General features: G+C 69.0%; 26 protein-coding genes. 18 read left to right on the top strand and 8 right to left on the bottom strand.

The window, feature by feature from the left end; all coding sequences use genetic code 11:
• Window positions 1-26: 26 nt before the first annotated feature.
• The 4 genes from ACLEQD_RS00870 to ACLEQD_RS00855 all read right to left on the bottom strand — a co-directional run bounded on the left by ACLEQD_RS00870 (window position 27) and on the right by ACLEQD_RS00855 (window position 3,676).
• Complete coding sequence (locus tag ACLEQD_RS00870; protein ID WP_410380967.1) at window positions 27-1,541, bottom strand: DEAD/DEAH box helicase; 1,515 nt, start codon at window positions 1,539-1,541, stop codon at window positions 27-29.
• A gap of 87 nt (window positions 1,542-1,628) precedes the next feature.
• The gene (locus ACLEQD_RS00865; protein ID WP_410380965.1) at window positions 1,629-2,363 is read right to left on the bottom strand and encodes a hypothetical protein; all 735 of its coding nucleotides are present in this window, start codon (window positions 2,361-2,363) and stop codon (window positions 1,629-1,631) included.
• 6 nt (window positions 2,364-2,369) lie between these two features.
• Window positions 2,370-2,711, bottom strand: a complete 342-nt coding sequence (locus ACLEQD_RS00860) for a hypothetical protein (protein WP_410380963.1) — start codon at window positions 2,709-2,711, stop codon at window positions 2,370-2,372.
• Window positions 2,712-2,866: 155 nt separating this feature from the next.
• Window positions 2,867-3,676 carry a sigma-70 family RNA polymerase sigma factor gene (locus tag ACLEQD_RS00855; RefSeq protein ID WP_410380962.1) on the bottom strand — a complete coding sequence of 270 codons (810 nt, stop codon included), beginning with the start codon at window positions 3,674-3,676 and terminating at the stop codon, window positions 2,867-2,869.
• A 1,636-nt stretch (window positions 3,677-5,312) separates the two neighbouring features.
• Between ACLEQD_RS00855 and ACLEQD_RS00850 the strand changes: the two genes are divergently transcribed.
• The 6 genes from ACLEQD_RS00850 (at window position 5,313) to ACLEQD_RS00825 (ending at window position 10,001) form a co-directional block, all read left to right on the top strand.
• A complete protein-coding gene (locus ACLEQD_RS00850) occupies window positions 5,313-5,912 on the top strand; it encodes a hypothetical protein (RefSeq protein WP_410380960.1) in 600 nt (199 codons plus the stop codon).
• A gap of 130 nt (window positions 5,913-6,042) precedes the next feature.
• Complete coding sequence (locus tag ACLEQD_RS00845; RefSeq protein WP_410380958.1) at window positions 6,043-7,218, top strand: RecB family exonuclease; 1,176 nt, start codon at window positions 6,043-6,045, stop codon at window positions 7,216-7,218.
• On the top strand, window positions 7,218-7,877 hold the full coding sequence (locus ACLEQD_RS00840; protein ID WP_141649525.1) for a 3'-5' exonuclease: 660 nt from the start codon (window positions 7,218-7,220) through the stop codon (window positions 7,875-7,877). The genes ACLEQD_RS00845 and ACLEQD_RS00840 overlap by 1 nt, the downstream gene beginning before the upstream one ends.
• Complete coding sequence (locus ACLEQD_RS00835) at window positions 7,874-8,212, top strand: hypothetical protein (RefSeq protein ID WP_013375358.1); 339 nt, start codon at window positions 7,874-7,876, stop codon at window positions 8,210-8,212. The genes ACLEQD_RS00840 and ACLEQD_RS00835 overlap by 4 nt, the downstream gene beginning before the upstream one ends.
• Window positions 8,188-9,018, top strand: a complete 831-nt coding sequence (locus tag ACLEQD_RS00830; protein ID WP_141648559.1) for a hypothetical protein — start codon at window positions 8,188-8,190, stop codon at window positions 9,016-9,018. Before ACLEQD_RS00835 ends, ACLEQD_RS00830 begins: the two co-directional genes overlap by 25 nt.
• 8 nt (window positions 9,019-9,026) lie before the next feature.
• The gene (locus ACLEQD_RS00825; RefSeq protein ID WP_410380955.1) at window positions 9,027-10,001 is read left to right on the top strand and encodes an AT hook motif domain protein; all 975 of its coding nucleotides are present in this window, start codon (window positions 9,027-9,029) and stop codon (window positions 9,999-10,001) included.
• A gap of 1,039 nt (window positions 10,002-11,040) precedes the next feature.
• On the opposite strand, the gene ACLEQD_RS00820 is transcribed toward ACLEQD_RS00825, so the two are convergent.
• Both ACLEQD_RS00820 and ACLEQD_RS00815 read right to left on the bottom strand, forming a co-directional pair.
• Window positions 11,041-11,655, bottom strand: coding sequence for a tyrosine-type recombinase/integrase (locus ACLEQD_RS00820; protein WP_141594636.1), 615 nt, complete (start codon window positions 11,653-11,655; stop codon window positions 11,041-11,043).
• A 196-nt stretch (window positions 11,656-11,851) separates the two neighbouring features.
• Complete coding sequence (locus ACLEQD_RS00815) at window positions 11,852-12,121, bottom strand: hypothetical protein (RefSeq protein WP_410380953.1); 270 nt, start codon at window positions 12,119-12,121, stop codon at window positions 11,852-11,854.
• A 440-nt stretch (window positions 12,122-12,561) separates the two neighbouring features.
• On the opposite strand from ACLEQD_RS00815, the gene ACLEQD_RS00810 reads away from it, so the two are divergent.
• The 3 genes from ACLEQD_RS00810 (at window position 12,562) to ACLEQD_RS00800 (ending at window position 15,285) form a co-directional block, all read left to right on the top strand.
• Window positions 12,562-13,170 (top strand): terminase, encoded by a 609-nt coding sequence (locus tag ACLEQD_RS00810; RefSeq protein WP_228558652.1) that lies wholly within the window; start codon window positions 12,562-12,564, stop codon window positions 13,168-13,170.
• A 103-nt stretch (window positions 13,171-13,273) separates the two neighbouring features.
• Window positions 13,274-14,182 carry a YncE family protein gene (locus ACLEQD_RS00805; protein ID WP_410380951.1) on the top strand — a complete coding sequence of 303 codons (909 nt, stop codon included), beginning with the start codon at window positions 13,274-13,276 and terminating at the stop codon, window positions 14,180-14,182.
• On the top strand, window positions 14,179-15,285 hold the full coding sequence (locus tag ACLEQD_RS00800) for a hypothetical protein (RefSeq protein WP_410380949.1): 1,107 nt from the start codon (window positions 14,179-14,181) through the stop codon (window positions 15,283-15,285). Before ACLEQD_RS00805 ends, ACLEQD_RS00800 begins: the two co-directional genes overlap by 4 nt.
• A 156-nt stretch (window positions 15,286-15,441) precedes the next feature.
• Here ACLEQD_RS00800 and ACLEQD_RS00795 read toward each other — a convergent pair whose 3' ends face one another.
• Both ACLEQD_RS00795 and ACLEQD_RS00790 read right to left on the bottom strand, forming a co-directional pair.
• Entirely contained in the window at window positions 15,442-16,326 is an 885-nt protein-coding gene (locus ACLEQD_RS00795; RefSeq protein ID WP_141593149.1) for a hypothetical protein, read from the bottom strand.
• Window positions 16,327-16,447: 121 nt separating this feature from the next.
• On the bottom strand, window positions 16,448-16,705 hold the full coding sequence (locus tag ACLEQD_RS00790; protein ID WP_410380948.1) for a hypothetical protein: 258 nt from the start codon (window positions 16,703-16,705) through the stop codon (window positions 16,448-16,450).
• Window positions 16,706-17,033: 328 nt separating this feature from the next.
• Between ACLEQD_RS00790 and ACLEQD_RS00785 the strand changes: the two genes are divergently transcribed.
• From ACLEQD_RS00785 to ACLEQD_RS00745, 9 genes are read left to right on the top strand one after another with little or no spacing between them, the layout of a single operon-like run.
• The gene (locus ACLEQD_RS00785; protein ID WP_410380946.1) at window positions 17,034-17,234 is read left to right on the top strand and encodes a hypothetical protein; all 201 of its coding nucleotides are present in this window, start codon (window positions 17,034-17,036) and stop codon (window positions 17,232-17,234) included.
• Window positions 17,231-19,030, top strand: a complete 1,800-nt coding sequence (locus ACLEQD_RS00780; protein WP_228558382.1) for a phage portal protein — start codon at window positions 17,231-17,233, stop codon at window positions 19,028-19,030. Before ACLEQD_RS00785 ends, ACLEQD_RS00780 begins: the two co-directional genes overlap by 4 nt.
• A complete protein-coding gene (locus ACLEQD_RS00775) occupies window positions 19,027-19,308 on the top strand; it encodes a hypothetical protein (RefSeq protein ID WP_141593147.1) in 282 nt (93 codons plus the stop codon). The genes ACLEQD_RS00780 and ACLEQD_RS00775 overlap by 4 nt, the downstream gene beginning before the upstream one ends.
• Window positions 19,289-20,368 (top strand): head morphogenesis protein, encoded by a 1,080-nt coding sequence (locus ACLEQD_RS00770; protein WP_410380944.1) that lies wholly within the window; start codon window positions 19,289-19,291, stop codon window positions 20,366-20,368. Before ACLEQD_RS00775 ends, ACLEQD_RS00770 begins: the two co-directional genes overlap by 20 nt.
• A gap of 55 nt (window positions 20,369-20,423) precedes the next feature.
• The gene (locus ACLEQD_RS00765) at window positions 20,424-20,609 is read left to right on the top strand and encodes a hypothetical protein (protein ID WP_141593145.1); all 186 of its coding nucleotides are present in this window, start codon (window positions 20,424-20,426) and stop codon (window positions 20,607-20,609) included.
• Window positions 20,602-21,954: an XkdF-like putative serine protease domain-containing protein gene (locus ACLEQD_RS00760; RefSeq protein ID WP_410380942.1), complete on the top strand. Its 1,353-nt coding sequence runs from the start codon at window positions 20,602-20,604 to the stop codon at window positions 21,952-21,954. The genes ACLEQD_RS00765 and ACLEQD_RS00760 overlap by 8 nt, the downstream gene beginning before the upstream one ends.
• Window positions 21,951-22,649, top strand: coding sequence for a hypothetical protein (locus ACLEQD_RS00755; protein ID WP_410380940.1), 699 nt, complete (start codon window positions 21,951-21,953; stop codon window positions 22,647-22,649). Before ACLEQD_RS00760 ends, ACLEQD_RS00755 begins: the two co-directional genes overlap by 4 nt.
• A gap of 44 nt (window positions 22,650-22,693) precedes the next feature.
• The gene (locus ACLEQD_RS00750; protein ID WP_141593142.1) at window positions 22,694-23,473 is read left to right on the top strand and encodes a phage major capsid protein; all 780 of its coding nucleotides are present in this window, start codon (window positions 22,694-22,696) and stop codon (window positions 23,471-23,473) included.
• Window positions 23,467-23,634, top strand: coding sequence for a hypothetical protein (locus ACLEQD_RS00745; protein WP_410380936.1), 168 nt, complete (start codon window positions 23,467-23,469; stop codon window positions 23,632-23,634). The genes ACLEQD_RS00750 and ACLEQD_RS00745 overlap by 7 nt, the downstream gene beginning before the upstream one ends.
• The last annotated feature ends 6 nt before the right edge of the window (window positions 23,635-23,640 follow it).

Here is a 23,640-nt window from a genome sequence, read left to right as displayed (position 1 = left end):
CGAAGGTGCTCACTCCCTGCATCGGTTCAACGTGCGTTGGCCGCGGCGGCCACTCCCAGCACCGTGGCGTACTGCTGGCGGCGCTCAGCGTGGTGGCGCCGCAAGAGCGGCACCTTCCCGTCGACGAAGTCGATGAGGACGGCGCTCTTCTTCTCCGGGTGGGGACGCATGAGGCGTCCGAGGCGCTGGACGGTGCGTCCACGCGCGCGGCCGGGGTACGCCAGGAAGACGCGCGAGAGGCGCGGCAAGTCGAGCCCCTCATCCGCCAGGCTGGTGGCCACCAGCACACGGACGCGCCCGGCGCGGGCCTGGTCCAGGAGGGCCCTGCGCGCTTCGCGCGGCACCTCGCTCGTCAACGCGGAGGCCGACAGGCCGGCGGCCGAGAGCCGATGCGCCAGCAGCTCGCAGTGGTCCACCCGGCCAGTGAGAACGAGGCACAGGTGGCCTGCCCACGCTTCGCGGGCCACGGCGCCGAGGACGAGGTCATTGCGCGCCTTGTCCTCCGCCAGTGCCTCCAGCATGGGCGCGTAGTCCGAGGCGCCGAAGTAGGGGTAGTCGAAGGCCGTCTCCACGGCGCGCACCTCGGGCACCACCAGCACGCCGCGCGCGACGAGGTCCTCGTGCTTCACGACAGCCAGGGGCGCGCCCAGGTACAGGCGCAAGAGCGGCGTCAACCCGTCCTCCCGCTCGGGCGTCGCCGTCAGTCCCAGCCGGTAGCGTGCCGGGCAGCGGTCCACGAGACGGTGGAAGGCGCTGGCGGCGATATGGTGGGCCTCGTCGAGGACGAGCAGTCCGAAGCCATGGAGGAAGGCGTCGAGCTTCGCCTCCTCCCACCGGGCCAGGGACTGGACGACGGCCACGGTGATGGGCCGCACCTCTTCCTCGCCCGCGCCCACGAGGCCCGCCTCCATGCCCAGGCGCTCGCGCACGTGCTCTCGCCACTGCTCCGCCAAGTCCAGGGTGTGGACGAGGATGAGTGTCGGCGTGCGGAGCCGAGAGATTGCGCCGACTGCGAGGACGCTCTTCCCTGCCCCGCATGGCAGCACCGCCATCCCCTGGGTGGCCTTCGCCAGCCGCTCCACGGCCTCGGCCTGGTAGTCGCGCAGGGGCACCACTGGCAGCTTCGCCAGGCGCTTGGGCAGCACCCGCGCGTCCTCGAAGGAGAGCGTCAGGCCGGCCTCGTCCGCGGCCCGGCGCAGCAGGTGAATGGCCCCGCGCGGCAAGACCAGCTCCCGCTCCTGCTGGCGGAAGAAGTACAGCGTCTGGGGCTCCGCTCCCGGGCGCTTGCGCAGCCGCACCAGCTTCAAATACGCGGGGTTTGGAAGGGAGAGTGCCCGGCAGAGGGCCTCCCCCATCTTCGGCGGCACGTCGCCCGCCGCGAGCCGCAGTCCGGCATCCACGCGCACGCGCAGCGTCCTCATGCCGGTGGCCGTGCCCGCGTTGCGCGCAGGCGCTGACGGCGCGGCGCCCACGCTGGAGTCCTGGGCGCGAGAGACAACACGTCCCCCGTCCCCGCGCATTTCGGAGAAGTCTTCCACCATTCTTGTCGTCCTCAGTGAGGCGCGTCGGGGGCACGCAACGGGCCCCCTTCGCGCATGGCTACGGCAACCGACTTCAGCGGGGCGGGCTCACGGCCCGAAGGGGTCCACGTCCGCGGGACTCTCCGCGGAGTACTCCGTGACGAGGGCATCGACGAAGGCGCGCGCCAGCTCTCCCTTAGACGCCGGCAAGTCACGAATGCGCTGCACGCCGAACTTCTGGAGGAACCTGTCCACGGCCTCGCGCGGCAGTCCCTTCAGGGCAGTGGCCATCGCCTGGGCCAGCTTCACGTCGACAGGCTCGCTCGCCTTCGCACTGGGAGCGCCCGTGGGCGACGTGCCGCTCGCCGCAGCCGCCTCCTCGGCCGCGTACAACTTCGGCAAGTCATGCAGGCGCAGCTCCTGAAAGGCCGCCGTCTCTTCCGAAGTGAGCTGCCGGTCCGGGAGGATGGAGTACGTCGTCTTCGGGTCCTTGGCCGCTCCTCTGCGCTTCACCTCGAAGGCCCACTTCTCCATTCCGTACTTCGCGCGCAGCTCCATCAGCGTGTTGAAGAAGGTGACGGCCTGCTCCAGCACCTTCACCTCCCTCGTGCCGTAGACGGCCGCGTTGAGGGCCACACGCAGCGAGGGCTTGTGGCCCTGGGCCTTCAGCTTCTCGTCGAAGGGGACGAACTTGTTGTCGAGGAAGACCACCTCGCGCGGGTGCGGCTCCCCGAGGAAGACGACGACGGTGGTGTCCCCGTCATTCGCCAGCTTCAGCCAGGCGCCGCCCTGCTGCTCGTGCTGCTTCGCCATTGCTGCCGTCTGCTCCCACATGTTGGCCATGGTGCTTCACTCCTCCTTCTGGCAGTGCGTGGTGGAGGCGTGGCGCTCGCGCCGGTACACCGAGAACAACTCGGTGCCGTCCGCGGTGCAGCCCGCCGGTTCGATGTTGAAGTCCGCCGTGCTGTCGACGACATGCTCGAGTTCCCAGCGGCGGAAGAGGCCCGGCAGGCGGACGTAGTCGTTGGCCTGTGCGTCGGCGCACTCGCAGCAGAGGCAGGCGCTGCGCCCCTCCGCCTCCGCCCTTGAGTCGCCCCGGCTCACCACCCGGAGGCGGTGCCCGTCGATGCGAGCGAAGAAGCGCACGTATGTTTCATCGTGCTCGAAGTTGTTTCGCGCGGCTGTCTTCATTCAGTCCTTCCAGGCTGTAGGCAATACAGGGGCGTTGCTGTCCGCTGGGGGCGGACAGGGTGTGTCGAAGCAGGATTGGATTGGGGCGCGGGTGGCCCCGTTACTCCCCCAAAGTCAGGCGGCGCGCGAAGGGGACATACGATTCGCGCATCTCGTCAGCCGCCCCCTCCCGGTGCCCTCTCGGTTGTTTCAGAATCCACAAACTCTAAAAAGCACCCCCACCCGCCGTTTCGGGACAAGAAATCTTTTTCGGGGATTTTATTCTTCATTTTCCGCAGGCGAGCCAGGGCCCGCCGGACGCGCTTGCGCGCCGTTTCGGGCGACAATCCAAGGCTCGCTGCCACCTCGACAGCGTCCTCTTCGCGAAGGACGAGGGACACCACCAGGTCAGTGTCCTCCCCCGTCAGCGGGAGGAGCCACGCGCGCAGCTCCTCCACCTCGGCGTTGAAGGAGCGGGCTCGCGAGACGAAGGGAGTGAGCCACGGCACCGAGGGCTCCCAGCCATCCACGTCTGCCAGCGACTCAAGGCGCGCGCGACGGCGTTGCTCCACCAGCTCCTTGTGCCACGCCTTGAGGACGTCGCGCTCCGTCCCGCGCACGAGTGTCCCCGCCACGCGTTGGACGCCTGACAAATTGACGCGTGCCACGAGGGCCATGAAGGACGCGGCCACCGAGGACACCACCTCCGCGGGCCGGTACTCCTTTCGCCTGCGACATCGGCGATACACGCTGTCCAGCCCAGGCCACAGGCCCAGCCACAGCAGCGCCACGAAGGAGCTCGCCGCAGCTCTCATCTGAACCAGGGTGACGAGGCCCGCGAGTACCCCATCCTTGACGTGCGAGTCGCCCTCGCGCGCCGTGAGAAATGAAACAAGGGCCTCCGGCTCCTCGAAGTCGGAGAGCACCTCCCAGTTGCGCCGCAACAGGCGGTAGGCGCGCCGCGCCTCGGCCGTCTGGAGGGCCATGCCAAGCTCTCGATGAAGAGCATCCCAACCACGACTCACAGTTGCATGCCGCCCCCGCCCTGCGCTCGGCGCGCGGGAAGTGCCAGGTGAGAGGGGAGACCAGGCCGAGCCCCGTTGAGGGAATGACGCCAGCACCTCCGAGGCAGCCCCGTCTTCGGCGGGCACCTCGTGGCGGCGACGCGTCTGTCGAAGGGTTGGGCGGACACTCCGCGCACCCCATACCCCTCGCTATGGTGACGCGCAGGCTCCCTTGCGACTGGGAGCGCGGCAATGGGAGAGCGGCGAGCCCAGGTGGGCCAGGACGCGGTTCCCTCGGCTCAGGCCCAGGCCCATCCGGATGGCGCACCAGCGCCTTGGCACCACCAGGGCTGAGCCAATCACAACAAACCAGCACATCGTGTCGAACCAGTAATTCACACAGCCCCCGCACAGCCCAGGGCGACACCTGGCTGAGACATGCCCGAAAGCGATACGAGCGACACCGTGCAACCTGGGCGTGACCACGGCGTGACGGCGCGAAGAGAAACGCACAGCCAGGCCTCCCATACCGCCAGCACCCCTCCGCGTTTCATGGCGATACTTGTTATTCATGTCTCAGTTCCTCCCAAACCCCCAATACCCAGACAGTCACGCATTCAACCCTGCTTCCGTCGCATCCGATTTTTCCAATGGAGACATCCGAGGTGGTTGATGCGGCGTCGGGGACACGGTCGCGCGCGCCTCTGCGACTTTCATGCCCGCACGTCGCCACCCGGGCTTCGACGTCGCACGGAAGGCACGAGCCGCCCACCCATTCGGGCTTCGGTTTCGCGCAGCAAACTGCTCGTCCAGACATTCGGACGCGCGCCATGTGAAACACCCTTGTCTCGCTGTATCACTACCCCACCTTCGCATTGAGCAGTCCTGCCAACCGCCCATCCTGCGCGTCTCAGAAATCCGGGAAGCGACGGCCCTGATAGGGCGCAGATGACACGGAAGGCGTCAGATGCGGCCCGAAGTGGCTCCCGCTCCCGTTCACGCGCGTAGAGGCCGTTTCCGGCCGTTCTGCAGCCATTCACAGGCCAGGGCAGGAGCGCGCCCACCGACGCCGCGCGCTCCACCTGCGTGACTCTTCACAATCCGCCGCAGCACTTTCACTCAACGTCTTGAAGGTGGCAGAGGGGTGGCAGAGGTGGCAGGTGGGTGGCAGTACCATCTGCCACCTTTTTCTTCTTTCAATTCAATAACTTATCTCTTGGTGGCAGTGGTGGCAGTCTTTTTTCAGGTACCCCTACGTGACGCGCGCGCATATTTGAATGGCACTATTCAATAGGGGGTTCGAAGTCTCACTCTCCCTAGGGTGCATTACCCCAAAAAACACTGCCACCATTGCCACCACTGCCACTCCGTTGTTTTCACTGGGGAATTTCGTGGCAGTCTTTCAAAAAGTGCCTGCCACCGGCTGCCACCTTTCTGCCACCCGGAGAAGGCATGTCCCCGAAATCGCGCCGGAGGCCTTTGCTCTGCCTTATGGCCGCGTGGCATTCGCCCCCGGAAAATCAAAAAAGAAATCGGGCAAAAAGAAATCCTGTCCCGAAACGGAGGGATGGGGTGCTTTTAGGGTGCATCGGCAAACACGCGCCGCCGACATCCGCGCATGGCCCTTACGCACTACCTCCAGCCCACCGCCGCACAGCATCGTCCGCCAGGCGTGACGTGCGAAGCGTATGTCCGAGGCGAGGGCAAGCACTGCCTGCACTACCGGACTGGCGGTGGCTGCACCCTGCCCGGCGTGGGCACCTGCACCGAGTGGCTGAAGGTGAATCAGCAGCCCCGTGCTCCTCGTGAAGAGGTCGCGCCCCCTTCCCCCGCGCTTCCGGCGAAGTCCGCCCCGGCTGCGGTGGACTTGTTCGGACATCCGCTGACCGAGGCTGGCTCGAAGAAGCCCGCCCTGGCCCCCGCCTCCAAGCCCGCGCCACCAGTTCCGTCTCCCGGTGTGAAGGAGCTGGATGCGGAGGTCCTGCGCGGCCTCACCGACGAGGACATCGCCAGCTTCAAGGCCCTCGGTGCCGAGGTGTGCTTCGCCTCCGAAACCTACGGCGAAGTGTGGCTCGTCCCTGCCTACACCGGCCAAGCCCGAAAGGAGCTCACCCCGGAGCACGCCGCCACGCTGGTGCGCGTCCTGTCTGCCTTCCCGGGCTCACGCGTCATGTCCTTCGAAAAGCGGCCGGCCTCCGCGGATGAGGTGTCGCCATGAGCGTGGCCCTCACCTGTGAAACAAGCACACGGGACCGCTCTGCCTCCCCGCATCGACTTGATGTGTGTCTCGAAAAGAGCGTGATGACTGTCTCGCGACACGCCACTGCACCGGTCCGGAGGCCCACGTCATGAGCGCACTGCGAAACGAGCATTTGTCATACAGCCGGCTGAGCCGCTTCGAGGCCTGCCCGCTGTCCTACCAGCTCCACTACCTCGACAAGCACACCGCCGAGCCCGGCGTCCCCTTGAGCTTCGGGAAGGCGCTGCACGCAGTCCTCGAGCGACTCCTCCAGGAAGTCGTCGACACCGAGTACGCGGGCCGTCTCTCCGAGGAGCACGCCCTCCAGCTCTATCGTGAAGAGTGGGCCGCCTCGGGCCTCTCCGGCCTGGACCTCTTCCAGCAGGGCCTCTCCATCCTCCAGGACTTCGTGCGCCAGCAGGGGCGTGTGGACTCCCGCGACATTCTCGCCGTCGAGAAGGAGTTCCGCCTGCCGGTGGGCCCCTTCACCGTCCTGGGCTTCATCGACCGCGTCGACTGGGTAGACGACGAGACGGTCCACGTCATGGACTACAAGTCCAACCACCAGCTCTTCACCCGCGAGGAGTTGGACTCCAGCCTCCAGCTCAGCCTCTACGCCCTCGCCGCGCGCCGCATGTGGCCCTGGGCGAAGAAGGTGCGCCTCTCCATGTGGATGCTGCGCCACGGCGTGCGGCAGGAGACGACGCGCACCGAGGAGCAGTTGGAAGCCGCCCTCGCCTACATCGAGACGCTGGGCCAGCAGATGGAGAAGGCGGAGTCCTTCCCCGCCCGCCTCAACCCCAACTGCGTGTACTGCGACCACCGCCGCAACTGCCCCGCCTACGCCCAGGCGCTGGAGGGACAGCGTGACGTCGTCTGCGAGGACACGTCCGACTTGGAGTCCGTCGCCCGCGAGCGCCAGGAAGTCGCCCACCTCGCGAAGATTCTCGGAGCGCGCAAGGCGGAGCTGGAGGGCGTCCTGCGCGCGCACCTCGCCGAGAAGGACGAACTCGTCCTCGCCGGCACGCGCTACCGCATGTTCAACACCACCAGCCTCGACTACCCACTGGAGCCCACCGTCGCGGTGCTAGCCCGGACCACCGGCCTCCCCCGTGAGGAGCTGATGCAGCGCCTCGCCAGCGTCGAGAAGAAGGCCCTCGACGCGCTGCTGAAGGACGCGGGCAAACGCCTGGGGAGCGCACGCGCCGCCCTGCTGAAGGCGGAGCTGGACTCCCTCGCCGCCAAACACCACTCGCCCAGGTTCTGGGCCAAAGAGGTCGCATAGTGCTGCTCGCTCAATCTGATTCCGACACCACTCCTGTCTCTGCGCTCCGCCAGCCGCTCTTCGCCGGCCTGCCACCGCACCTGCGGACGCTCGCCTTCATTGACCTGGAGACGACGGGCCTGGACGCCTCCCGTCACGAAGTGCTGGAGGTGGCCATCCTCCGCGTCGACGCCCGCAGCCTCAAGGTGCTGGCGGAGTATGAGGCGCGCGTGCAGCCCACCCGGTTGGCCGATGCCCAGCCCGAGGCCCTTGCCGTGTGCGGCTACTCCGACGAGGAGTGGCGGGACGCGTTGCCCCTGCACGAAGTCTTGGCCACCGTGTCGCCGCTCCTGGCGGGCACCCTCGTGGCCGGCCACGTCCCCAGCTTTGACTGGGGCTTTCTCACCGCAGGGTATCGCCGTACCGGGCTGGCTCTGCCCAGCGTCGACTACCACCGCCTCGACACCGCAAGCCTCGCGTGGCCGCTGCTGGCCACGGGCGAGGTGGAGTCCCTCTCCCTCAACGCCCTGGCCAAACACTTCGGCATCCACCGCCCCACGCCTCACCGCGCCATGGCGGACGCCCGCTGCGCACTGGAGGTGGCTCGCCGCCTTGCCGTGCGCATGAGCCGTGGCGGGCACATGGAGCGGCTGCTTGAGGAGTCGGGAGGTGTCTCGTGAGCGGCGCCTCCTCTCGTCGCAAGGGCGCAGACTGGGAGCGCGCCCTCGTCCACCGCTTCCGTGAGGCGATGCCCGAGGCCGTCATCCGCCGCGGCCTCCAGTACCGCACCGGGCAGGAGATGTCGGACGTCGAGGTGCCGTGTTTCTGGGTCGAGGCTAAGGCCCACCAGCGCACCAACGTCCGCGAGGCCATGCGCCAGGCGGTGGAGACGTGCCCGCCGGGCCGCTGGCCGCTGGCCGTGTGCAAGGACGACGGGCAGACGCCCCTCGTCACCATGCAGTTGGATGACTTCCTCGAGCTGGTGCGCGAGTGGTGGGAGGCCCGTCCTCGGTGAGTGACTTCTTCGGCCACCTCCTGGGCCTGCTGCGTGTGGAGGCGCTCTCCCCTCGGCACCACGCCGTCTTCGCGGCTGCGCGCACGCGGCGGCCCGCCTTCGCGCGCCACGCCACGCTCGAATCGGTGCTGGTCACGTTGGCTGACGCGCGCGAGGAGACGTACCCGGAGAGGGAAGCCCTCACTCGGGCCCTGGTGGCCGAAATGCAGGCCTCCTCCAGCCCCGCTTGGACGGCGGGCCTCGCCGCCGCCTACGCCCCCATGTTGCGGCGCCTGCGCCGCCGCCTCCTCGGCAGCGCGGTGCCCCGGGAGGACCTGGACCAGCTCGTTCTCGCCACCTTCCTCTCCGTCGCGCGCGCCTTCCCTCTCTCCCGCTGGGGTGACTGGACGGCCGTCCGCCTGCGCCAGCAGACGGCGCGCGAGGTGTTCCGGCACCTCCGTAAGGAGCGCGCGGAACAGCACGAGACGTACACGCAGGCGCAGCTCGCCGAGTGGCTGCCGGACACCCGTCACGCCACGCCGGTGGAGAGCCCCAGGCGGCCCAGCGTCCGCCGCAGTTTCGTGAAGCGCGACGCCGTGCTGGTGCACTTGGCCCGGGGCACCCTGCCTCACAGCGACGTCGAAGTCCTCATGGCCACCGTCGTCCGGCGAGAGAAGCTGCGCACCTACGTCAGCCGCCTCGTCGAAGGCGACGCCGCCGAGGCCGAGAGGACGTATCAGCGGTTGAAGCGCCAGCGCACGCGGCTGATGCAACGGCTGCGCACCCAGGTCGTCGATGCGGTGGCCCAGCCCTCCAACGGCTGCTGAGGGAAGGTATGGCCCAGAAGAAGCCCCTCAAGAAGCTGGGGCGCCCCACGAAAGCCGAAGGCCCCCGGCTGCCTCACGACGAGGTGGACCGGCTCCTCGTGGAAGGCGAAGAGGTGCCCACCACGCGGGGCCGTGTGAAGCGGCGCTTCCCCTCCTTGCGCGAACTGGCCGAGCGCTTCGGCGTCGCCCACAGCGCTGTCGCCAAGTACGCCCAGCAGCACGACTGCCTCGGCCGCCGCAAGCGCCTCCTCGCGGGCGAGCCGCCGGACGAGACGCCCGCGCTGGACGCGACGCCCACGCCGGACGAAGCGCCTCCTCCTCCGAAGCGCAAGACGGGCCGCCCCCGCAAGTCCGAGGAGCCCGCGCTACCGCGACAGGAGCTGGACCGCGCCCTCGTCTTCGGCGACGTGAGAAGCTTGCCGGATGGCTCCACCATGACGAGCTACGCCTCGTACCGCGAGCTGGCCGAGCGCTTCGGCGTCGCGACTTCCCTCGTCGCCAACTACGCGAAGGAGCACAACTGCCTGCGCCGCCGCGAGGAGGCCAAGACGCGCATCGCCACCAAGGCGGATGCGAAGCTCATCGAGCTGCGCGCCAACGCCATCGCCGTCTCCAAGGACGACGCCCTGAAGATGATTGACGGCTACCTCCTCGGCTTCGAGGAGGCGCTGTCCGAGGGCCGCGTGCGCGTCGACAACCCCACCGACTTCAACACCATGGTGCGCCTGAAGGAGTTCGTCCAAGGCGGCGCCGACTCCCGCCAGGAGCTGCACGCCAGCTTCTCGCTGGAGGGCCTCCAGGCCCGGCACGCCCAGGCCCTGCGCGCTGCGCGCGAGACGACGCCCGCCGTGCGCGGCGAGGTGGACGCAGAGGTGGTGAGCAGCGACGACGAGGACCTCGACACAGCCTCGCCGGGAAGCCACAAGGACGGCGCCCCCGTGGCGCCTCCCATGGACGTCGCGGCCCCCGCCGACCCCGACTGAGAGCACCCTCCGGTAAGTGAACGCGGGCACTTTCGCGTTCAGTTTCGCCGTTCACTTTCGCCGCGCCTGGCCTGGCCTGGTCACTTTCCCCCGGGAGCTCCACCTGGCGCGCAGAAGCACACGCCTGGCGCCACAGCCTTCGTAGTTTCGCGAGGTTAGGTCGGACAGCCACCAGGTGCTCGAGCACCGCGGTCCGAGTTCCGGCCCGAACTCGCGCCCGGAAGCACACTCCGTCCAGCGAGGTGGACGCGCGCGCCGTTCACTTCCCCGGCCCGGGACGCCCTCCTCCGCTGCGCCCCGCCGGCCGCCACGTGGCCCACCTGGCGCTCGGCCCCGGTCAGCCCGCGCACCGCGCCTGTCGCCGCGTGGCGCCCCGTTCGTGCGCGCGTGTCCCCCAGCGCTTCGGGCCGCAGGCCTTTGTCCTCCTCGTGAGCCCCACGACTCCGAGCCAAGCCCTCCGCGCCCCCGCGCTCCGCCCCGCGCGCACCTGGGCGCGCGTGCCGTTACCAGGGCCGAGCCGAATGGCCGAAAATAGGTAAAGGCGGCCATTCTGCGTCACCGCCCCCACGCTGTTTCGCGCGCTTACGAGGCCTCGTGAGGGGCCGAAGCGCCGAGGCCAATGGCCGCTTTCCGCTGGTTGGGCCTCCTGCCGCGCGCCCTCGCGGCCCAGCTCCTCCCCAGTCACCTTCACCGCCTGCCCCGGCCGGGCGCAACCATGCCTACCGATGACGCCAGCACGCCTACCCCGCCTACCCCTGACGCCAGGGTGGGGGGTGGTGCGATCTTTCGTGCGGGTGGCGCCGCCGGGGCGTGTACCTGGGGCCCTTTTCGAGAGAGTCACCTCCGAAAAAGTGAACACCCCGCGCCCGTTCATTTGCGCCCGGTAAGTGAACGCCTCGCGCTGTTCACTTTCTTCGCCGGTTGCGCCAGGGGCAGCCTGGGCGGACTCCGCGCACAGCCTCCACTCACCGCCTCCGCGCGGCACCCCGGCCCAGCCAGGGGCTCTCGCGGGCGCTCAGCGCGGAGGCGGCATTCCCCATCAGCAGGGCAAGTCCTGCGTCACGCGCACCAGCTCGTCGTCCGAGGGGTGCGTGTAGATGACCGTGGAGTCGATGCTGCGCTGGCGCGCGAACCGCTGAGTGAGGCGGATGTCCTTCGTCCTCCGGTACACCCCGGTGCACGCGGTGTGGCGCACGGCGTGGAAGTTGAGGTGCCTCTCCAGGCCCGCGCGCTGCTGCCAGACTCCGAAGCCGTGGCGCACCTGCCGCGTGGACAGGCGCAGTCCCAGGCGGCTCAGGAAGAGCGGCGCCTGGGGCCCCACGTCGTGCCCCTGCGAGCGCTTCAGCCGCAACAGCTTCTCCAGCTTCGCGCGCACCGTGTCCGAGAGGACAACCTCCTGGGGGCCTGGGTGCCGGCGACTGCCCTTGAAGACGGTCAGCGCCACGTGCCGACGTGCGCGCCCGCGCTCGTCGAAGATGTCGCCGATGTTGAGGGCGACCAGCTCGTGCTCGCGAAGGCCCGAAGCCAGCGCGAGGCTGTACAGGCAGTGGTCCCTGAATCCCTCCTTGTGCTCCCCCGTGGCGCGCAGCAGGAGCGCCACCTCCTTCTCCGTGAGGGTGCGCGGGGCTCGGGCGACAGCGGCATAGGCAGACATGGCAACTCCGTCGTGAAGAGGACGCGGCCATGCACGCTCTGGTGCCGCGAGAAAGCAACGGAACATGTAGGGAGGAAGTCGTGACACTCAGCATCGTCAAGCGCACCGAGGACGACCTCACCCAGTGGCTCGCCACCGAGTCGGGCTTCATCAGCGGCCTGTGCCACTACGACAGCGAGCCCGTGGTGCTGGAGCCCTACCAGCAGGCGCTGCTGGACAACCGCTCCCGCTTCCGCTGGGTGGCGAAGAGCCGCCAGGTGGGCTTCTCCTTCCTCTTCGCGTTGGAAGCCCTCGCGCGCTGCCACCTGCGTGACGGCCACACGGCGGTGTTCGTCTCGTACAACTTGAGCGACGCCGTGGAGAAGGTGCTCATCGCCCGGCAGGTGTACGAGGAGCTGCCGACCGCATTCCAAAAGAAGCTCGTCACCGACGCGAAGACGGAGTTGGCCTTCGAGTCCAACGCCAAGGGCCGCCGCCTCTCGCGCATCATCTCCGTGCCCTCGAAGCCACCGCGCGGCAAGCGCGGCGACGCGTACCTTGACGAGTTGGCCCATTACGTGAACGACCGTGAGGTCTACACCGGCAGCACCGCCCTCATCCTGCGCTCCCACGGACAGCTCACGGGCTGCAGCACCCCGCTGGGCCGGCGCGGCATCTTCTGGGAAATTGCCTCGCAGGAGCTGCGCAAGTACCCGCACCACACGCGCCAGCAGGTGCCCTGGTGGCTGTGCCGCTTCTTCTCCCTCGACGTGCGGCGCGCTGCGGTGGAAGCCCCTCTCATGCCCACCGAGGAGCGCGTCGTTCGCTTCGGGCGCCCCGTGCTGGTGGAGCAGTTCGACTCCCTGCCGCAGGAGGACTTCCAGCAGGAGTTCGAATGTCTTTTACGTCGACGAGTCCTACAGCTTCTTGCCCTACGAGCTCATCCTCCCGTGCACCACCGACGAGCTGTCGCTGGCCCAGGATGCGTCCGACGTGCCCGTGCCCCAGGGGCGCCTGGTCGCGGGCTTCGACGTGGGCCGCACCCGCGACAGGTCCGAGCTGGCCGTCTTCGAAGAGGTGGCGGGCCGCTTCACGTGCCGCATGCTGCGAAGCTTCGAAGGCATCCCCTTCGCGGAACAGGAAGCCCACCTGCGCCGCCTCCTCTCCGTCTTGCCCGTGGCGCGCCTGTCCGTCGACCGGAGCGGCATCGGTATGAACCTCGCGGAGAACCTAGCCCGCGATTTCCCCCAGGTGGTGGCGGAGAACTTCACCAACGAGGCCAAGGAGCGCTGGGCGACCGACTTCAAGATTCTCCTCCAGCGCCGCGACGTCACGCTGCCGCGTGAGCGCGAGCTTGTCGGGCAGATTCACTCCATCAAGCGCCGCGTGCTCCCATCGGGGAAGGTGTCCTTCGACGCCGAGCGCACCAACCGCGGGCACGCGGACAAGTTCTGGGCAGTCGCCCTGGCGTGCCAGCGCGAGCGAGGGCCGGAGCGACGAGGGACCGGGGAGATTGGGGTGCGCGTGATTGGCTAGTGGAATCCGAGTCCCGCCCTCAAACCTCAGCACGAGATGGTTCGGACAGCATCACCGCCCGACATGCTGCCCGGCCCACTAGGACATGGCATCATCCGCGCCCATGAAGCTCCTCTCTTCCAGCACCCTCCTCCTCTGCGGACTCCTGCTCGGCGCTTGCGACGACTCCGGGTCCGGCCCCTCGACCCCCGACTCCGGCGTCCAGGCGGACCGGGGGCCGCGCGCAATCTCCCTCGACGGCGACCCCAACGGTCTCTTCTGGGACGAGGCCAGCCAGACGCTCTACATTGCGGATGACCAGAACCACCGCGTCCTGAAGTACCGCGATGGCGAAGGCGTCTCCCTGGCCGCTGCGCTGCCGGGTGCCCCCGCCAACAGCCCCAACCTGGGCGAGGTCGTCCGCCTCCAGGACGGGACGCTGGTCACCGTGCGCTTCGGTTTCGGCACTGCGGGCGCAGTGCTCTTCGTCCGGCCGGATGGCACTCCGGGCGAGGTCCCAGGCCTGCCCACCAACCGGCGCCGCATCGGACTCACGGTGGCGCGGGACGGACGGCTGTTCGACAGCTACTTCGTGCGCAACAACAACGTGAACGTCGGCTCCGTGGCCGTCGTGTCGCTGGAGACAGGGACAGAGACGGAGGTGGTGGGCGCGCTGGTGAAGCCCGTGGGCGTGCTCGCGGTGGAGGACTCGCTCTACATCTCGGACCAGATTGCCGGGCGCATCTACCGCTCGCCGCTGTCCAACCCTTCCGAGCTGACCACGCTGGCCACCATCACCGAGCCGGACCTGCTCTCGCTCGGGCCTGGCGGCGCGCTACTCACCGGCACGCGCGACGGCAAGGTGCTGCGCATCTCCACCGCTGACGGCGCCACGTCCGCGCTGGCCAGCGGGTTCCAGCAGGTGCGCGGCATCGCGTACGACGCCGCGAACCGCCGCCTCTTCGTCGCGGACCACGATGACGACGAGACTAACGGCACCACCCACTTCCTGCAGATCATCCCGGTCGAATGATGCGAGGACAGGGCTGGGTGTTGCTCTGCGGGCTGGCCGCGTCGCCGGCGCTCGCGGAGGAGGATTGGTTGCGGCCAACGCTGGTGGGCGAGGTGGACTACCGCCAGCATGGCTCGGACGTGGAGGGCTTCGACGGCTTCACGCTCGCACGCCTACGGCTGGGCGCCGAGGCCCGGCCGGTGTCGTGGCTGGTGGCGCGCGGCGTGGCGGAGTGGGCGCTGGAGAAGCCGGTGCTCATCGACGCCTTCGTGGCGTTCACGGGCCTGAAGGACTGGCGAATCTCCCTGGGCTACAACAAGACGCCGCTGTTCCCCAGCGCGCATGACGAGCACCTGGAGGCGCGCGCCATCCCCGAGTTGTCCGGCCTGGACCAGGCGTTCTGGCCCCGGCGCGACCTCGGGTTGGAGGTGAGATGGACGCCCTCGACGCTGCCGCTGGAGACGTGGGTGCGGGTGGGCAATGGCTCACGCAGTCCGCTGGGCAATGACAACCAGCACCCCGCGCTGGATACGCGCGTGGACGGACGATGGGGCCGCTCGGCGGGAGCGACGCAGTCCTTCTGGGGCGCGCGGGTGGGCGCGGGCGTGCATGTGGAGAGCGCGTTCGACCGGGCCGGCATCGGAGGTACGGGGCCGCAGGGCTTCGTCTACTACCGGCCTCCGCCCATCAGCGGCACGCGCACGGTGACGGAGGCGCACGCGCGCGTGGACGCGGGACGGCTGCGTGTCGCGGCCGAGGCGCCGCAGCGTGGGAGCGACGCTCGCGCGACACGGACGGCAACCCAGGCACCCCGCGCGAGGCGCTGCCCACGATGGAGAGCCAGGGCGCCTCGCTGGAGATGTCCTATGTCGTATGGGGCCAGCCCCGAAGCGATGGCCCCCTGTGGCCCCAGGCGAGCGCGAGCGACGCGGACGCGCTGGAGACCCTGCGCGCGGGAAGCTGCCGGACGGCGCGCTGGAGCTGGCCGCGCGCGTCGACGCCTGTGGCTGGGCGCGGCGCGTCGACGTGCCGCCAGGAGGCTCGCGGAGCGGCGCGCTGGCGGTGCGTTGGTGGGCAACGTCCTTCCTGGGACTTGGCGCCGCCGGCTACGTGCAGCGCTATGATACCGCGCCGCTCGAGGAGCCCGACCGGCGCACGTCCTGGCTGGTGCTCGCGCGGACCACGGTCAGCTTCCACTAATAGATGGGGCTTCTTGGGGCGGCACTTCGAGAACTCCGTCTTCGGAAGTGCTTCAGGAGAGAGCCCACTCCACGGTCCCATCATTCCTTGACCTTCAGCCACGCCTGGCGCCGGACGGGGTACGTCGAGCAGATGCGGCGCCACGTCCACACCTCGCTCTGCGTCCACCAGTCCGCAGGTGGCTGGAGGCCGACGTCGCGCAGGTTGCCGATGCCACGGTAGCCGACGCCGTCGAGCCCGTAGGCGGCGTTGGACTCCAGCACCAGCACCTTGTCCGTCTCCGGGTGGAAGTCCGCGACGAGGAAGGTGTGCCCCGAGCCCCATTGGCTGCGCCACCCCTGGATGAGTGTCCAAGGGTGGGGAGGCACGTCCGCCGACGGCGCCAGCAGGGCCATGCCGGACTCGGCGGCTGCCGTCACCGGAGAGAAGTAGTCGGTCGTGGAGGCGATCATCATCTGCCGGTGGCGGCGTACGTCCCACGAGAAGACCGCACCATGCGCCTCGGAGAAGGCCTTCACCAACAAGGCCTCGACGAAGGTGCAGCAGTTGTTCAGCCGGGGCGGCGCGAGTTGAACGCGAACGCCGGGCAGCGCCCACGGGTAGTACGCCCGACTTACGTCGTACCTGTAGTCGGGGAACGCTCCCAGGAGCGCGATGAGCCGCGCCTCCGGGACAGCCAGCGGCTCGTTGTCGAACGACAGCCGGGCCATGGCAGGCGCGCACTCCTGGGAAGCGAATGTCGCGTAGCGCTGGGCGCGCCAGCGCGTGCAGACCCAGGTGTCGAGCGCGCCCAGCTTCGGCACCAGCAGCCGGGCGTAGTCGGTGTCCAGCGTGGGGTGGTGGGCCTTCTCCTCGAGCACGAGGTAGTCCCCCGCCTCGACGTAGCCTCCGGGCTGCGTGCTCGTGTCCGGCAGCGCGAAGCCACGCAGGCGCGCGGGCAATCTCGCGACACGGTAGGTGTCCATGGTGTCTCCTCCGCGTTGAAGAGGGGCTTCAACGTGCTCACCATGGACGGCGCGACCGACCCGCTCCTGCCATGAGGAGCGGGGTTCGTGCGACCAGCACTCCGCGCGGATACAGCGCGCGTCAGGGCACCCAGTCCGCGTCGGGCGCGTCATCATCGTCGGCGCGCCACGCACCGCAGTGGACGCAGAACACCCATCCCTCGTAGCCGGCCCGGGCAGCAGGGTGCTCGGGGTACTCCTCGGCCGTCACGAGGAAGTCGCTCGGGTGGTGTGCCTCGTCCTCCCGCTCCGGGCACCCGCATGGGCACGTCGTCACGTCGGCCGTCGTGGCGGCAACGTCACCAGTGGACGCGACGCCGCGCGCGTCCCCTTCTCGCATCAAACACCCCTGGCCTGGATTCATCGACTGTCTCTCCCAATCGTCTCTGTGAGTCTCGGCAGCAGAGGCGCCCCCACGCATGCGCTTCGGCTCGCGCGTGGGCTCCCTCTCTTCAGCCGCAGGTGTTGCCAATAGCGCTCTGTCTTCCGACGAAGACAACTCATTGATGCGCAGTCCCTGAGAGAAAAAGCACGCGCTGGATGTCCCCGAAATTGGGCCCGCGGTCTTTGTCTTGGCTGGAGGCAAGGCGTGCGGCTCCCAACGCCCTCTCACGTGGGGGCGCCCCTCCCACCGCGCGCCTTGCCTCCACTTCGTGTGGGAGGCCCGTGTGCAGAGCGTCGTCAGAGTCTTCGTCCTCTCCTCCCCCTCGGGCGCGCCACACCCCGGGCCGGAGTTCACCGTCGAGTCCTCCACCCACGACAACCTGCTGGAGGCAGTCCACGCCGAGGTGGCAGCCCGCGGCCAACGCGTGCGCGCCGTCTCTCACACCCCCACGGGCCTCCTTGCCTACGTGGAGGACCGCCCGTGACGGGGCCTGCGGAGGTCCACCAAGCCGAGGAGCGCCTCCAAGCCATCCTCAAGGCAGTGGTGGTGGGCGCCCGCGTGGATGAGCCCGCCAGCCGCCCTGGGGGCGAGGAGGCCTTTGCCTTCAGTGAGGCAGGCGCCCTCACCCCTCCCTATGAGCCGGAGGCCCTCTGCCTTCTCGTCGAGCACTCCAACTCGTTGCGGCAGAACGTCGACGCCTACGCGACGAACATCGACGGGTTCGGGTACCGCTTCGAGCCTGCCATCGACTTCGACGCCGACGGCGCCCGGGAGAAAGTGGCCGACGCCATGGCCCTGGAGCGCCTGGCTGCGCGTGACGCGGGCACGCTGCCCTCGGGGACGCCCCCGCTTCCCACGGACGAGGAAGTCACCGCCCATGCCGAGGCAGTGCGTCAGCAGGCCCGGGTGGAGAAGGCCCGCCTGGAATCCTTCTTCGACTTCTGTTGCTTCGACGGCAGCTTCGTCGAGTTGCGTCGCCGCACCCGCCATGACTTGGAGGTGACGGGCAACGCCTACTGGGAGGTGCTGCGCGACGGGAAGGGCGACATCGCCCGCTTCGTCTACGTGCCCTCGTACACAGTGCGGCTCCTCCCTCTCGACAAGGAGGCCGTCGAGGTGCGCGAGCGCGTGCGCATCTCCGCCGTCAGCTTCGACACGGTGAGCACCCGTCGACGCCTGCGCCGCTACATCCAAGTGCAGGGCAGCGAGCGGGTGTTCTTCAAGTCCTTCGGGGACTCGCGCGTCATCTCCCGCCTCACCGGCCGCGTCTTCGCGAGTGTCGCCGCCCTCAAGGCCGCGGACGCCTCGGACGGCCCCGCCACGGAGCTCATCCACTTCGCCATCCACTCGCCGCGCTCGCCCTACGGCATTCCGCGCTGGGTGGGCACCCTGCTGTCCGTCCTCGGCTCCCGGCAGATGGAGGAGGTCAACTACCTCTACTTCAACAACAAGTCCGTCCCTCCCCTCGCGCTGCTCGTCTCTGGAGGGCGGCTCTCCGACGCGTCCGTGCCGCGCATCGAGCGCTTCATCGAGGAAAACCTCAAGGGCAAGGCCAACTTCCACAAGATTCTCATCCTCGAGGCGGACGGCGCCGGCACCGGCGACGGAGGCCGCGCGAAGATTGAGCTGCGCCCCCTGACGGACGCCCAGCAGCAGGACGCCCTCTTCCAGCAGTACGACCAGCGCAACATCGACAAGGTGGGCAGCGCCTTCCGCCTGCCGCCGCTGCTGCGCGGCGACGGCCGTGACTTCAACCGCTCAGTGGCCGAGGCCCAGCTGCGCTTCGCCGAGGACCAGGTCTTCCAACCCGAACGCGATGAGTTCGACTTCCTCCTCAACCGCAAGGTGCTCGCGGACATGGGCGTGCGCTTCTGGCGCTTCCGCAGCCAGACGACGGCCACCCGAGACCCGGAGCGCATGACGGAGATGGTGGAGCGCCTGGTGCGCGTGGGTGTGCTGACTCCCGAGGAGGGCCGCCACCTGGCCGGCGACATCTTCCACCGCGAGTTCCGCAAGATTGCGGACGACTGGGTGAAGCGCCCCCTCACCCTCACGCTGGCGGGCATTCAGACGGGCGTCGAAGACTTGAAGCCCCAGAAGGACAAGGGCTCACTGCTGGGCGAGGCGAAACGCCTCTTGGGGCTGCGAGAAGAGCTTCGGGCCGAGGAGGAGCGCCTGGCCCAGGGACGCCTGGCGCTGGCCCGCCGGTACATGGACACCGAGCACGTCCCCGTCCCCCGCGAGGAGTTCGACACCTGGTTCTCGGGGCACTCCACATGACACCCGAGCAGCTCCAGCGAGCGTGGGTGCTCCAGGCCCAGGCCGACGCCGAGCGCGGTGTCCTGGAGTGCCGCATGTGCCGAAAGCGCGGTCCCCTGGAGGAGACGACGACGCTGTGGCGCAACGGCCTCCTCGTCTTCGCCCTGTGTGACAGGTGCTCGGCCAGCCACGACGTCGTCTTCTCCCCCACTGCGGCCGGCGTCGAGGTGCGCGCCAGGCGCCGCAGCTCCGTGGAGTTGGTGACGCAGGAGGTGCCCCGTGTGCACGGCCCCCGCTGACAGCCTCCTCCTCCTGCACGAAGCGCGGGAGGTGGCGGACGCTCTCCTGGGAGACGTCCTCCGGCTGCCGGTGGCCAAGGCCCTGGACGTAGGCACCGCTGCAGGCATGGACCGCGCCGTGGCCCTGCTTGCCGCACGCCTTCGCCGCGCCGTCGGGCGCGCGGACGTGGACGCCATGCGAGAGGCGGTGGCCGTCCTCGACGTGGACTGGAGGAAGACGACGGCGGCCCAGCGCAGGCGCCTCGTTGCCCGGTCCCTGGAGGCCGCGGGCCGGCGGACGGCCGTCATCCCCTCCCGCATCCAGGCGCCCCTCGGCGACGCAGCCGAGGAGGTGGTGGCGTCCACCCGCAGCCACGCCCGGCGCGAGCAGGGCCTCGCCCTCGCCGCCCGATTCAACGCCATGGACAGGCGCATCGCCCAGCACATCGTCCGCACCCAGGGCAACTTCGTCCGGGACGAGTACGGGCGCCGGCTGGACGCATTCGGCCATGAGGCCCGGCGCCTGGTGGCCGAGGGGCTGGAGGCCGGCCTCGGCAGGAGCGATATCGCCGAGTCGCTGGAGAGGGCCGCACGCGGCGCCCTCATCGAGCGGGCCCCCTTCTACTGGGAGGTGGTGGCGAGCCACTTCGTCAGCCAGGGACGCTCCTTCGCCCAGGTGAGCAGCTACGCGGAGGCCGGCGTGCGCAGCTACCGCATCGAGGCCGTCCTCGACGAGGCCACCACCCAGGCGTGCCGCTTCCTCCATGGGAAGACATTCTCAGTGGCGGATGCCCTCAAGCGCTTCGAGCGCGTCGAGTCGCTCGAGCGGCCAGAGGACGTGAAGCAGGAGCTGCCCTGGGTGAGGGAGCGCCTCGACGCGGACACCGGGCGTGCCCTCCTCTACGTCAACCGAGGTGGCCAACAGACGCGCCTGGCCGAGGTGCTCCGCTCCGCCGCCGGCACCCGCGACGACGTCGGCGAGTTTCGCTCCCTCGCTTCGGACCGGCAGCTCGCGGACGCGGGCGTGGGCTTCCCGCCGTACCACGGCCTCTGCCGCACCACGACGCTCGCCGTCACTTAAGTGATGTCCCCGATTTCGCGCCGCAGGCCTTTGTCTCTTTCGGAGACGAAACGCCATGCAGGCCACCTCGACACCGACCCCCACCTCACCTCCGACGCCGGAGGGCAACACGACGACGCAGGAGTCGACCTCCACGGCCAAGGCCGAGGCGACGCCCATCGTCTGGCCTCGCGACCTCAATCTCCCCACCTCGGGAGAGCTGACGTGGGGCTTCGACCCGGAGGGCCTCCAGGATGGGTGACGCCCTCACGAAAGCCCTCGCCCGGGCCCGGCACGTCCTGGAGTCCCTCCAGGGTGAGCCGGTGGAGAAGACCATCTGGGGCAGCCCTGCTGGCAAGAAGCGCCTGGCGAAGCGCTTGGTGGCAATGCTGCCCGCGCACAAGACGTACGTGGAGCCCTTCGCCGGCAGCGCCGCCGTCCTCTTCGAGAAGGCCCCCTCGGACGTCGAGGCCATCAACGACGCGGACCCCGAAATCGCCGACGCGTACCGGCTCATCCAGAAGCTGACGCCAGCGGGCCTCGCCAAGCTGAAGAAGCTGCCGTGGGTCGGCGACGAGAAGACCTTCAAGAGCCTCTTCGACGCCAAGCCGAAGGGGGACGTGGAGCGCCTGCACCGCTTCCTCTACCTGACGCACTTCTCCTACGGGAAGCTGCGCGGTCGCAGCGTCAGCCCCAACGGCATGGGCGTCGAGGCGAAGACGCTCGCCCGCATCGAGCAGCACGCCCCGCGCCTCAAGCGCGTGAAGGTGTACGCCGGGGACTACGAGAAGGTGGTCCGCAAGTACGACGGGAAGGACACCGTCCTCTTTCTCGACCCTCCGTACCCTGGCTACAACGTCGACGTTGGCGAGGGCGACTTCGACGAGGAGCGCTTCTACGGCGTCCTCAAGTCGCTCAAGGGCCGCTGGCTCATGACGTATGGCATCCGGGGGAAGTTGCCCGGGATGCTGAAGGACTCCGGCTTCGTGGTGAAGCGCATCCGGACGCCTCGCACCATCGCCGCCATGCGCGGCGTGGGCGGCTCCTCCGTGCTGACGCAGCTGCTCGTCAGCAACTACCAGCCCGCCGCGAAGGCGCTGGAGAGTGACGGGGACTTCGCGCTCGACGACTGGCAACCGGAGGGGCCGTCCGGCACCGCCCCCTTCGCTACCACGACGTCCCTCCTCAAGGGCGTCGAGCCCGACGACGAGCGGTACGTCCTGGGTGTCGTCCTGGAGCCGGAGACGGTGGACGCGCAGGGCGACATCTACTCCGCCGCGGAGATTCGGCAGGCCGCGCACCGCTTCATGGAGGAGTTCGGCGGCCTGGGCCTCATGCACCAGATGCGCGTCAACGGGCACGTGAAGGTGCTGGAGAGCTACCTGGCCCCCGTCGACTTCGTCTTGGGCGAGGTGCAGGTGCGCAAGGGCACCTGGCTTCTCGCGGTGCGCGTCCTCTCCGACGAGCTCTGGGGGCGTGTGAAGGACGGACAGCTGACGGGCTTCTCCATTGGCGGCACCGCGCGCCGTCTCCCCGAGGCCTCCCCGTCTTCCGAGACGCCCCCTTCCGACACACCTGCCGCTGACACCCAACCGGAGGCCGCATGACGACCACCGCCCAAGGCCCCGCGTCCGTCCACCGCCTCGTCGACATGGTGGTGGAGGAGGTGTCCCTCGTGGACAGGGCCGCCAACAAGCACCGCTTCCTCCTCGTGAAGCGAGACGGAGACACCATGGACAACGCTTCCCAGGACACCACGCAAGCCGAGGGCGCGAGCAGCACCGCCTCGGACACCAACAAGGCCGAGGACGCAGTCCTCACCGCTGCCCAACAGGCCCTCGAAGCGGTGACGGCCCTCGTCGAGGCGTTGGCCTCCACGGATGGCATCGACGGCGTGCGCGTGGTGGAGGTGGCCCAGCACCTGCGCGCACTGGCCGACGCGCTGGAGGAGCGCGAGGACGACTCCGAGGACGAGGAGGATGTCGACGCGCGCGCCAAGGCCGCCAACCCCGCGCCGCCTCCTCAGTCGGCTCCGCCCGCGCCCGCGACGAGCCCCGACACCTCCGGTGTCATCGAGGGCCTGACGAAGCTCACCGACGCCGTCCGCGCGCTGGAGGGCTCCGTGAAGGAGCAGCAACAGCGCCTGGGCCGCGTGGAGAAGCAGTTCGGCCTGCCCAACAGCAGCGCCCCCGCGGAGCGCCCGCCGAAGCCTCCCGTCGAGGACGTCGGCTGGCCCCTCGACATGAACAAGCCCCTCAACCGGGAGAGCGTCGACAAGGCCCTCTCCTTCCACGACGTCTGACGTCCCCACCCGCCCCAGGAAGCCTCAACGCCCAAGGAATCCCCATGAGTCGTATCGACAACAGCACCCTATTGGCCAAGGCGGACCTGGCCCTCGCCGACCTCACGGCCGGCGGAGGCGTCCTCCAGCCCGCGCAGGCGCAGAAGTTCCTGCGACTCCTCATCAAGCAATCGGTGCTCCTCCAGCAGTGCACCGTTGTCCCCATGGCCGCCCCCAAGCAGCAGTTCTCCAAGCTGAAGTTCGGCAGCCGGATTCTGCGCCCCGGCCAGGAGGCCACCGCCGTCCCCGCCGCCCAGCGCGTGAAGCCCGACCTCTCCCAGGTGGAGCTGGACGCGAAGCTCTTCAAGGGCGAGGTGCGCCTCTCCGACGAAGTGCTCGAAGACAGCATCGAGCGCGGCGAGCTGCGCCAGACGCTCATGGAGATGCTCGCGGACGCAATCTCCAGGGACATGGAGGAGATTCTCGTCAACGGGGACACGGCCTCGGCAGACCCTTTCCTCGCCACGATGGATGGCGTGCTGAAGCAGGCCACCAGCAACGTCGTCGACGCGGCCGGCGCGCCCATCAGCAAGGACGTCCTCGGAGACCTGCTCAAGTCGCTGCCCTCGGAGCACCTGCGCGACAAGAGCAGCATGGGGTTCCTCTTACCAGCGTCGACGCGGACCTGGACTACCGCAGCACGCTCGCGGAGCGGGCCACGGCGGTCGGCGACAAGTTCCTCGAGGGCGATGCGCCGGTCCTCTACTCGGGTGTCCCGGTGCGGCCCATCCCCCTCTGGCCGGAGAACCTCGGTGCGACGAATGACCGCACGGCGGTGTTGCTGACCAATCCCAAGAACATCCACGTCGGCATCTGGCGGCAGATTCGCATCGAGTCGGCGCGCGACATCTCCGAGGGCACACTGAAGGTGGTGGCCACGCTGCGCTTCGACGCGAAGTTCGCCGAGGAGTCGGGCACGGCCAAGGCCATCAACGTGCAGTTGTGAGGCTCA

Origin of the sequence: Corallococcus sp. 4LFB (assembly GCF_046520365.1) — a bacterium.
Lineage (GTDB): Bacteria > Myxococcota > Myxococcia > Myxococcales > Myxococcaceae > Corallococcus > Corallococcus caeni.
This window is presented reverse-complemented; position numbering and strand designations above follow the sequence as displayed.